This window comes from Ramlibacter sp. (assembly GCF_050250995.1).
In the GTDB taxonomy this organism is placed as follows: Bacteria; Pseudomonadota; Gammaproteobacteria; order Burkholderiales; family Burkholderiaceae_C; genus Ramlibacter.
In genome coordinates this window covers 20,477-29,353 of record NZ_JBFWNP010000061.1, presented here as the reverse complement: position 1 = coordinate 29,353, position 8,877 = coordinate 20,477, and the positions used below count along the sequence as shown (strand labels likewise).

Annotated in this window: 11 protein-coding genes and 1 tRNA gene; 4 read left to right on the top strand and 8 right to left on the bottom strand. The window is 64.3% G+C overall.

The window, feature by feature from the left end:
- Positions 1-386: hypothetical protein (locus tag AB7E83_RS25040; protein ID WP_428573661.1), on the top strand; the 386-nt coding region annotated here is incomplete at its 5' end.
- A gap of 34 nt (positions 387-420) precedes the next feature.
- On the opposite strand, the gene AB7E83_RS25035 is transcribed toward AB7E83_RS25040, so the two are convergent.
- On the bottom strand, positions 421-909 hold the full coding sequence (locus tag AB7E83_RS25035) for a GAF domain-containing protein (RefSeq protein WP_428573659.1): 489 nt from the start codon (positions 907-909) through the stop codon (positions 421-423).
- Between the two features lie 134 nt (positions 910-1,043).
- Between AB7E83_RS25035 and AB7E83_RS25030 the strand changes: the two genes are divergently transcribed.
- Positions 1,044-2,603, top strand: coding sequence for a hypothetical protein (locus tag AB7E83_RS25030; RefSeq protein ID WP_428573657.1), 1,560 nt, complete (start codon positions 1,044-1,046; stop codon positions 2,601-2,603).
- Between the two features lie 17 nt (positions 2,604-2,620).
- On the opposite strand, the gene AB7E83_RS25025 is transcribed toward AB7E83_RS25030, so the two are convergent.
- From AB7E83_RS25025 to AB7E83_RS25005, 5 genes are read right to left on the bottom strand one after another with little or no spacing between them, the layout of a single operon-like run.
- On the bottom strand, positions 2,621-3,040 hold the full coding sequence (locus tag AB7E83_RS25025) for an OsmC family protein (protein ID WP_428573655.1): 420 nt from the start codon (positions 3,038-3,040) through the stop codon (positions 2,621-2,623).
- 53 nt (positions 3,041-3,093) lie between these two features.
- Positions 3,094-3,816, bottom strand: a complete 723-nt coding sequence (arsH, locus tag AB7E83_RS25020; protein ID WP_428573653.1) for an arsenical resistance protein ArsH — start codon at positions 3,814-3,816, stop codon at positions 3,094-3,096.
- Positions 3,809-4,231 carry an arsenate reductase (glutaredoxin) gene (gene arsC, locus AB7E83_RS25015; protein WP_428573651.1) on the bottom strand — a complete coding sequence of 141 codons (423 nt, stop codon included), beginning with the start codon at positions 4,229-4,231 and terminating at the stop codon, positions 3,809-3,811. Before arsC ends, arsH begins: the two co-directional genes overlap by 8 nt.
- Before the next feature lie 4 nt (positions 4,232-4,235).
- Positions 4,236-5,324 carry an ACR3 family arsenite efflux transporter gene (gene arsB, locus AB7E83_RS25010; RefSeq protein WP_428573649.1) on the bottom strand — a complete coding sequence of 363 codons (1,089 nt, stop codon included), beginning with the start codon at positions 5,322-5,324 and terminating at the stop codon, positions 4,236-4,238.
- An 11-nt stretch (positions 5,325-5,335) separates the two neighbouring features.
- Positions 5,336-5,665, bottom strand: a complete 330-nt coding sequence (locus tag AB7E83_RS25005; protein ID WP_428573647.1) for an ArsR/SmtB family transcription factor — start codon at positions 5,663-5,665, stop codon at positions 5,336-5,338.
- 103 nt (positions 5,666-5,768) lie between these two features.
- On the opposite strand from AB7E83_RS25005, the gene AB7E83_RS25000 reads away from it, so the two are divergent.
- Positions 5,769-6,428: a hypothetical protein gene (locus AB7E83_RS25000; RefSeq protein ID WP_428573645.1), complete on the top strand. Its 660-nt coding sequence runs from the start codon at positions 5,769-5,771 to the stop codon at positions 6,426-6,428.
- A gap of 261 nt (positions 6,429-6,689) precedes the next feature.
- Complete coding sequence (locus tag AB7E83_RS24995) at positions 6,690-7,913, top strand: ATP-binding protein (protein WP_428573643.1); 1,224 nt, start codon at positions 6,690-6,692, stop codon at positions 7,911-7,913.
- Positions 7,914-8,066: 153 nt separating this feature from the next.
- Here AB7E83_RS24995 and AB7E83_RS24990 read toward each other — a convergent pair.
- Positions 8,067-8,142, bottom strand: a tRNA-Phe gene (locus tag AB7E83_RS24990).
- 16 nt (positions 8,143-8,158) lie between these two features.
- Positions 8,159-8,869: a response regulator gene (locus AB7E83_RS24985; protein ID WP_428573641.1), complete on the bottom strand. Its 711-nt coding sequence runs from the start codon at positions 8,867-8,869 to the stop codon at positions 8,159-8,161.
- Between the last annotated feature and the right edge of the window lie 8 nt (positions 8,870-8,877).

The following is an 8,877-nucleotide window of genomic DNA, read 5'->3' as shown; positions in this document are numbered from 1 at the left end:
AGCGGCTGGTCTGCTTCTACGTCGACTACACGCGCGCGCTGCTGAACCCGAAGTTCCTGCGACTGTCCAGCTGGGCTCGCCTTGTGGGCAGCGACCACCTGAACGCGAAATACACCGAGATGCTGAACGCGGAGATTCTTCCCCGCATCGCGCGCGCGCTGCGGCACGAACTGCTCGGCGAGTCGAGGCCTCGCGTCAGCGCGCGCGACCTCGAACTCGTGCAGACGCTGCACGGGAGCATCTATTACGTGGGGCTGCGCCGCATGCACGAGCGGCTGCCGGCCGACGTGAACGACATCGTGATCTCGAAGATCGACGTGTTCCTGGATGGCGCTGCCAGCGCGCTCGAGAAGTTGCCGCGCGGCGGCGGGGCGGGACGGGGCTGAAGGCAGGTCGTCTCGAGTTCGACCCGGCGTGGGCTCACGCGGCGACGTCGGCCGCGCACGGATAGAGCCGGCCCGCCGCCGAAAGCAGCAGGGGAAGGCTGGACGTGGCTTCGTCGCACGGCTTTTCGTCGAAGTGGCACAAGGCACCCCAGAGCGAGCCGTCCGGCGCATAGATCACCGCCCCGCTGTAGGAGCGGAACGGCGCGTCCCGCATCCACCCCGTACGCGGATCGCTCGCGCCGTCGTGGACCTCCAGGGGCTGGCCGGTGGAGTGCAGGTGAGCGCAGTAGGCGTTGGCGATCGGCAGGTCGTCGCCTCGTGTGACGTCGGGGGCCCACTTGTCGACCAAGGCCACGCTGCGGAGCATTTCGCCGTCGAACCGGAACACGCCCGTGAACCGATGGGGGGTCAGCCTGTTGAGATGGAAAATGGCGGACTGCAGGCCACCCGAGAGCGCGCTCTCGAACGCATCGAGGTCGCGCCGATCGGGGTGCGGTTGCTCATGGCTCTTGTCGGCGGTCATTGGGGTGATTGTGTGCTCGACATTAGTTTTCAGGTGTAACGGGGAGGCGGCCCAATGTTGACAGAAAGCTGAATGCCGGGATTCCCGAATCGTCCCCGCCGCCGTTAGCATGCCTCGCCAGGGAGACATGCAGTATGGGTTTCAAGGAAAACCGCGAGGCGCTGGAGCTCGCATTCAAGAACCGGGGCATCCGCCAGACCACCGACAAGGCGATGTTCCTGCGCGAAGGCGCCGCGGGCCGACTGAGCGTCAAGGACTTCGTCGCGCCCACCGGCATCGGGCTGTTCGACGCGGTGTATGACCCGGCGTCGATGGAGTACAGGATCACCGCTCGGGTGAAGTTCAATTTCATCTCGCCCGTCAGCGACACCGCCGAAGCCCTCCGGTGGGACACGCAGTCGCAGGAAGCCTACAAGGCCGAGACCCTCCGGGTGGTCAACGAGTCCTGGAGCGGCCGCTACAAGATCAAGTGCGTGCGCGAAGGCTGGACGGACCTGAGTGCGAAAGTCGTCGTGACGGTCGTCGACACGTCCGACGTCTCGCAGGCCCATTTCCAGCTCGACGCGAAGCGGCTACCCACGGGCGCGCGCTCGCAAGGCGGCGGCGTCGCATGGTCGAAGGTGCCGCCGACCATCGACGTCGACAGCATGGGGATCGTGCCGAAGTACGCGCAGAAGCTGCAGGAGAACATCTTCAACATGCGCGAGCGCATGATGCGCGAAGCGGTGACCCTCTCGAACTGCGGCGTGATCGAATTCGCGCGCAACTCGCACGCGCTGCAGCAGACCGAAGTGGCCAAGCTCGGACGGCTGGCGCGCAGCCTCTCCTCCATCGTCAAGCCCGACGTGAAGGGGCTCAAGGTCTACATCTACGGCAGCACCAGCGGCTTCGCCATCTCGGGCCGCGCCAAGTCGCGCGCCGACGCCGTGCGCAACTGGCTGAAGTCCAACGTGCCCAACAGCGACGACGTGTTCGTCAGCATCACCAAGCTGACGCCCGTGCAGAAGACGGCCGCGCTGAAGGCGCTGCAGGGGCACTACAAGGACTTCACGCGCACCAGCCTGTCGCTGAGCGGATGCCTGATCTTCGTCGACTCCCCGCCGGACACCGTGCGCGAGGCCGAGACGAACTACATCGTGATGGTGCATGAGTTCGGCCACGTGCTCGGCCTGCCCGACGAATACACGGGGCGGCTTCATCCCCGCATCGCCGCGACGAAGCCGCTGGCATCGGTGCTGCCGGAGACGATGCAGCAGTACACGAAGTTGTCGGGGCAGACGCACCTGCAGCTGAGGGAAGGCGTGAAGCGCAAGGACGTGCGGCAGGCGATGCAGCAAGGCGGTTTCGCGCGCACGTTCGAATCGCACGGCGGCGGCATCGACATGCCCTTGTTCACCACCGGCGAAGCGCTGGCCTCGGAATCGGAAGTGGCCAACAGGCTGTACGAGGAGCGTCAGGCGGAGATCATCCGGCTGGAGAAGGCGCACGGGCGGACCTCGGACCAGGTCAAGGCGTACAAGAAGGACAACCCGGAGGTGAAGTTCCCGCTGACGCTGGGTTCGTCGAGCATCATGGCGACCGGCATGGACATCATGCCGGCGCACTACCTGCCGATCTGGTCGAGTCTGGCCATGGCGACGGGGCGGTATCTGTCGCCGGCGGATTGGGTGATCGATCCGGAGCCGTTGAAGTAGCGCGGCGGGCGGGCTCCCTACTCGCCCACCCGCTTGCGGCGCAGGGTGCCCACGAGTTCGGTGCCCGGGGCGACCGTGTTGAAGACCGTGCCGAACTTCCTGACGTTGTCGTGCAGCAGGTCCAGGCGGCGATCTTCCTCGTCGGTGTCGACCACGATCTCGTAGGTGATGGATTCCATGCGCGGTGGCACGTCCTGGCGAACACCATGCACATGCACGTCCAGTCCGCGCAGCTGGAACTTGAGCATCGGCGTGACCCGCTCGATGCCCTTGATGATGCAGGCCGAAAGCGCGGCCAGCAGCAGCTCCGCCGGATTGAAGGCCTCCGGATTCCCGGCCATGTCGGTATCGAGCGGAATGAGCGCCTGCTTGCAGCGGGCCTCGCTGGCGTGTGCGCTCAGGCGGCGCGCCGTGACTTCGAATTCGAGCTTGGGCATGGCGCTTCAGGCCACACAGGAAAAGGGCGAGTCGTCCATGCGAATGCTCCAGATCAAATCGTGCGCTGGTTGACGCGTTTCGAGAGTTCCTGGGCACTCTCCTTGCGCTCGCTGTAGCGGTCCACCAGGTACGCGCTGACATCGCGCGTGAGCAGCGTGAATTTGAACAACTCCTCCATCACGTCCACCACGCGGTCGTAGAAGGCCGACGGCTTCATCCGGCCCTCCTCCGTGAATTCGGCGAAGGCCTTGGCCACACTGGACTGGTTCGGGATGGTGATCATGCGCATCCAGCGCCCGAGCACGCGCATCTGGTTCACGGCATTGAAGCTCTGGGACCCACCCGAAACCTGCATGACCGCGAGCGTCTTGCCCTGCGTCGGGCGCACTGCGCCCACGGACAGCGGGATCCAGTCGATCTGCGTCTTCATTGCGCCCGTCATGGCGCCATGGCGCTCCGGTGAGCACCACACCATGCCCTCCGCCCACGCGGCGAGGCTGCGCAACTCCTGAACCTTGGGGTGCGTGTCCGGCGCACCGTCAGCCAGCGGGAGCCCCGTGGGGTCGAAGATCCTGGTCTCGCCTCCCATCGCTTCCAGCAGGCGTGCGGCCTCGAACGTAAGGAGGCGACTGTACGAGCGTTCACGCAAGGATCCATACAGTAGGAGGAAGCGAGGGCGATGTTGCGAGAGAACCGGGACGTGCAGCCGGTCCTGCGTCGGGACATCGAACAGATCGGTGCGCAGCGCGGGAAAAGTCGAATCGGCTTCAAGCACGGCGCACCCCGTTGTCCTGGACGACTTCGCCATCTTCCTTCGTGAAGGGCGGCAGCTTCGCCACCGGCAGCAGTTCCAGGACCGCCTCGGACGGTCGACACAGTCTGGTGCCCAGCGGTGTCCGGACGACCGGCCGGTTCATCAGGATCGGATGCTGCCGGACGAAATCCAGCAACTGGTCGTCGGTCCACTTCGGGTCCGCCAGGCCGAGTTCGGCAAAGGGGGTGCCCTTTTCCCTCAGCAGCTCCCTGACCGGCATGTTCATTTCCGCGAGGAGTTCGCGGATCTGTGCCGTGGAAGGCGGTGTCTTCAGGTACTCGACGACCTGCGGCTCGATGCCGGCGTGGCGGATGAGGGCGAGCGTGTTCCGGCTGGTGCCGCAGTCCGGGTTGTGGAAGATGGTGATTTGCGTCATTGGGTCAACCTCGCGCGGCATGCATGCCGCTCTCGTACCAGCCCTGGGACCGATTCACGATCGCCACCACGGCGAGCATCACCGGAACCTCGATCAGAACCCCGACCACGGTTGCCAACGCGGCCCCCGACTGGAAACCGAAGAGGCTGATCGCGGTGGCGACCGCCAGTTCGAAGAAGTTGCTCGCGCCTATGAGCGCCGAAGGACCCGCCACGCAGTGCTGCACGCCCATGCGACGGTTCAACCCGTACGCCAGCCCGGAGTTCAGGATCACCTGGACCAGGATGGGAACCGCCAGCAGTGCAATCACCAGCGGCTGCTCGATGATGGCTTCGCCCTGGAAGGCGAACAGCAGCACCAGCGTCAGCAGCAGCGCCGAGATCGAGAGGGGGCCGAGCTTCGCGACGGCGGCCTCGAAATGCTTCACGCCCTTGCGAAGCAGGGCCTTGCGCCAGACCTGCGCGATCACCACGGGCACGACGATGTAGAGGCCCACCGAGGTGAGCAGGGTGTCCCAGGGCACCGTGATCGACGAAAGCCCCAGCAACAGCGCCACGATCGGTGCGAAGGCCACGACCATGATGGCGTCGTTCAGCGCGACCTGGGACAGCGTGAAATACGGGTCACCTTTGCACAGCTGCGACCAGACGAACACCATCGCGGTGCAGGGCGCAGCCGCGAGCAGGATGAGCCCTGCGATGTAGCTGTCGATCTGTTCGGCGGGGAGGTAGGGCGCAAAGACGTGGCGGATGAAGATCCATCCGAGCAGCGCCATCGAGAACGGCTTGACGGCCCAATTGATGAAGAGCGTGACACCGATGCCCCGCACGTGCGACTTCACCTGGCCGAGTGCCCCGAAGTCGATCTTCAGGAGCATCGGAATGATCATGATCCAGATCAGCACACCCACGGGGAGGTTCACCTTGGCGACCTCCAGAGCGGCGATGCCGTGGAAGAGATCGGGGAGCCGCTGACCGAGGGTGACGCCGGCCACGATGCACAGGGCGACCCAGATCGTCAGGTACCGCTCGAAGAAGCCGATGGCCGGTCGGGAGGACGCGGCTGCGCCCGCTGCGATGTCTGTTGCACTCACGGTCAGCCCTGTCAGCAGGTCCTGCAATTCTTCGCCGCGGACAGCTCGTCGCAGCCCGCGCCCAGGCAGCAGTGCGCAGCCAGGTAGTCCATCAGGTCGTTCATCTGCTCCAGCGCCGCCCGATAGATGAGATTGCGGCCATCGCGCTCCTGCAGCACCAGGCCCGAATGCGTCAGCTCCTTCAGGTGGAAGGAGAGCGTGGAAGGGGCGACATCCAGCAAGACAGCAAGCGCGCCCGGGTTCATGCCCTCGGTGCCGGCGCCGACGAGTGCGCGGAATACTCGCAAACGCACGGGCTGGGCCAAGGCAGCCAGGGAGGCGACGGCCGATTTTTCTTCCATATTTCGAAGTATATCGAATCTTTTTCCTCGGGGCCGACGGGTCTCGGCCTTCCCATTGAGCCGCATCAACCGGAAGCCATTGGGGCGGGCCTAGCATGGTCGGATGAAACGCTTTTTCTTTTGGGCCGGACTCCTTCTCCTGGCCCTTGGCGCTTCCACCTTGCGCGCCGCCGACGCCGACCCTCAGGCCGTGATCGAACAGGCGGGCAAGGAATTCGCGGCCATCAAGTCGAGCGCCGAGGACGCGTCCGGAAAACTCGGTTCCGCCCTCGACGGGCTGGAGGAGCTGGAGCGCCGGCTGAATCTGGCGGACACGAAGAAGATGCTGACTGAAGATCAGCGCAGCGCCCTTCGGGAGACGATCGAGAAGTCCCGATCGCAGATCAAGCGCTCCAAGCGGGCCCTGGATGAATTCCACAGCAAGGCCAGTGTCGTCACCGATGCGTTCGATGCCTACGAGGCCATGGAGACCTTTCGGCGGCAGTACCAGTCTTACCAGTCCGAACAGGGTCAGTTGGCCGCGAACCTGTATGCACTGGGAACGGCGATGGAAAAATACGGCAAGAACGTTCCATTGCTCGGCGACATGATCGAAGCTTACGGCCAGATCACCACCGGCATGCTGAGCAAGATCGCCGCAGTCTCGTGGCTCGTGTGCAGGCGGATTGCACAGGACTGCGAAAAGTGCGATAGCGGGGACCGAACGGGCAAAGTGGAAACGACCTCCTCACCTTCGACCAAGCGAAAGGGGGCTTTGCTCTAGCGATGGGCAATCGCCCAGAGCAGATCGACCATCCGTGCCTGGTGAGCCCGGAACCTCAGCAAACAACGGATTGTTTACATGGATTTACCCGTTACCGGTAATTACACCAACCAGATAAGCCGGGGTAATCGACGCCAGTTGAAGAGGTTTTACCCCCGCCGTCCGCCGACGGCGCGCAAGATACTCAAGGCGACGGCAGTTGATTTACAGGATTTTACCCATCGCCGATAATTACACGAACCAGATAAACGGGAGTAATCGATGCCAGTTGAAGAGATCTTCCATCGTCAGCAATACGCCCAGGAAATCGTCCAAGACTTACTCAAGCCGACGGTGCTCAAAGAGCAGCTGCGATCGGGCGTGTTCCTCTCTGGCATCCGCCGAGTGGGTAAGACGACGTTCGTGCGCCAGGATTTGATCCCCGCGCTTCGCGGGGCGGGCGCCTTGCCGATCTACGTTGACCTCTGGGCCGACAAGTCCAAAGACCCGTCGACGTTGGTTCACGAGGCCGTGCGCAATGCGCTGCAGGCCGTCGAAAACCCGGCCTCGGGGATCCTCGCGCAGTTGAAGCGGCTCAAGGGACTCGACGTCGGCGCCGCAGGCTTCAAGTTTGGCTTTCAGCTCGATAGCCTGGGAGCCACCGATGGCGTGACGCTCGCCCAGGCGTTCGCTGAGGTTGTGCGGAAGCTGCAGGTTGACGTGGTGCTTATCGTCGACGAGGTGCAACAGGCGATGCTCTCCGACAGCGGCATCAACCTGATGCACGCGCTGAAGGCCGCGCGCGACCGCATCAACGCCGACCCCGACATGCCAGGGCACTTCCTGTTCGTAGGCACCGGCTCGCACAAATCGCTTGTGTCCGACATGGCTATCCGAAGAACTCAGCCCTTCGCCGGCGCCGTCGCCGTGGACTTCCGGGTACTCGATCGAGACTTCGTGGAGTGGCAACTTGAGCGGGTCGCCTCGCACGACGCCCGGGTCGTGGTTCCGAATCTGGATGCGGCCGTCCAAGGCTTCCGAGCGATGGGCAATCGGCCGGAGGAGTTCACCAAGGCGCTGCTGCAGCTGCAGCGGGTGCAGATCGTCGACAACGACGTGGCTGGGGCCTTCAAGATCATTTGCCAGACACTCGCCGATGCCGCGGGCGACGTGGAACTGGCGGCCATCGAGAACTTTGGCGAGCTAGGCAAGGCGATCTTCGACCGCATCGCCCGGGGGCGCACCACGGGCCTATTCGGCGCAGAAGCTTTGGCCGCCTACTCAGAACTAACGGGCCAACCGGTAGTGGCGCGGGACGTCCAGCTGACCGCCGACAAGATGATCGAGGCCAACCTGATCATGCGCCAAGGCCACGGTATTTACGCGGTGAGCGACCCGTTCATCCAGAAGATCTGGACGGAGCGAATCCAGGCAACGCAGCAACTGCTCGGCGGCGATGGCACACGAGGGGGCGAGCCGCCGCTACCAGACCCCGCCCGCAGCTGAGATCGCGGACAGCCCGCGGGACGTCTCCCCCTGAATCACCGGGGGTGGGGACTCGGCGTGTGCAGCAAATTGCACACGGATTTGCGAAGCGATCGCACCCGCCGAAAACGAGAAAACCCGCATGAGCGCTAAGTTTCATGCGGGTTTCAAAGGTGGTGGCCTGGGGCGGAATCGAACCACCGACACGCGGATTTTCAATCCGCTGCTCTACCAACTGAGCTACCGGGCCTGGAGGGCGAATTATATCAGGCGGCAGACCCGCGCTTGCCCCGCGACAGATCAACCCCAAGCTGCTTGAGCTTGCGGTACAGGTGCGTGCGTTCCAGCCCCGTCTTTTCGGCCACCCGCGTCATCGAGCCGCCCTCCTTCGCCAGGTGGAACTCGAAGTAGCTCTTCTCGAACTCGTCCCGCGCGTCGCGCAGCGGCTTGTCGAGCTCGAACACCTGGCGCGCCTGCGGGCCCATCTCCACCGGCGCGGGGATCGTCTGGCCGCCGGTCATCGCCGCCTCGACCGTCAGCTCGACCGGCTTTGCAGGCAGGCCCGACATCACCACGCCCACGGGCTTGCGCAGCAGCGACACCGCGCCGATGGGGGTGCGCGACAGGCCCGCTTCCACCGCCTTCAGCAGCTTCTGCATCGTGATCGGCTTTTCCAGGAACGAGTGCGCGCCGATCTTCGTGGCTTCCACCGCCGTCTCGATCGTGGCGTGGCCGCTCATCATGATCACGGGCATCGACAGCAGGCCGGCCGTCGACCATTCCTTCAGCAGCGTCACGCCGTCGGTGTCGGGCATCCAGATGTCGAGCAGCACGAGGTCGGGCCGCGTTCGCAATCGGGCCGCACGCGCCTGGGCGGCGTTCTCCGCCAGGTCGATGGTGTGACCTTCGTCGTTCAGGATCTCCGACAACAGATCCCGGATGCCTAGCTCGTCGTCCACCACCAGAATGTTTGCCATGCGCGCTG

Bases quoted from the DNA above. Each gene is read 5' to 3' on its own strand.
- arsC (WP_428573651.1), bottom strand. From the start codon at position 4,231: ATGACGCAAATCACCATCTTCCACAACCCGGACTGCGGCACCAGCCGG.
- AB7E83_RS24995 (WP_428573643.1), top strand. From the start codon at position 6,690: ATGCCAGTTGAAGAGATCTTCCATCGTCAGCAATACGCCCAGGAAATC.
- AB7E83_RS25000 (WP_428573645.1), top strand. From the start codon at position 5,769: ATGAAACGCTTTTTCTTTTGGGCCGGACTCCTTCTCCTGGCCCTTGGC.
- AB7E83_RS25005 (WP_428573647.1), bottom strand. From the start codon at position 5,665: ATGGAAGAAAAATCGGCCGTCGCCTCCCTGGCTGCCTTGGCCCAGCCC.
- AB7E83_RS25030 (WP_428573657.1), top strand. From the start codon at position 1,044: ATGGGTTTCAAGGAAAACCGCGAGGCGCTGGAGCTCGCATTCAAGAAC.
- AB7E83_RS25025 (WP_428573655.1), bottom strand. From the start codon at position 3,040: ATGCCCAAGCTCGAATTCGAAGTCACGGCGCGCCGCCTGAGCGCACAC.
- AB7E83_RS24985 (WP_428573641.1), bottom strand. From the start codon at position 8,869: ATGGCAAACATTCTGGTGGTGGACGACGAGCTAGGCATCCGGGATCTG.
- AB7E83_RS25035 (WP_428573659.1), bottom strand. From the start codon at position 909: ATGACCGCCGACAAGAGCCATGAGCAACCGCACCCCGATCGGCGCGAC.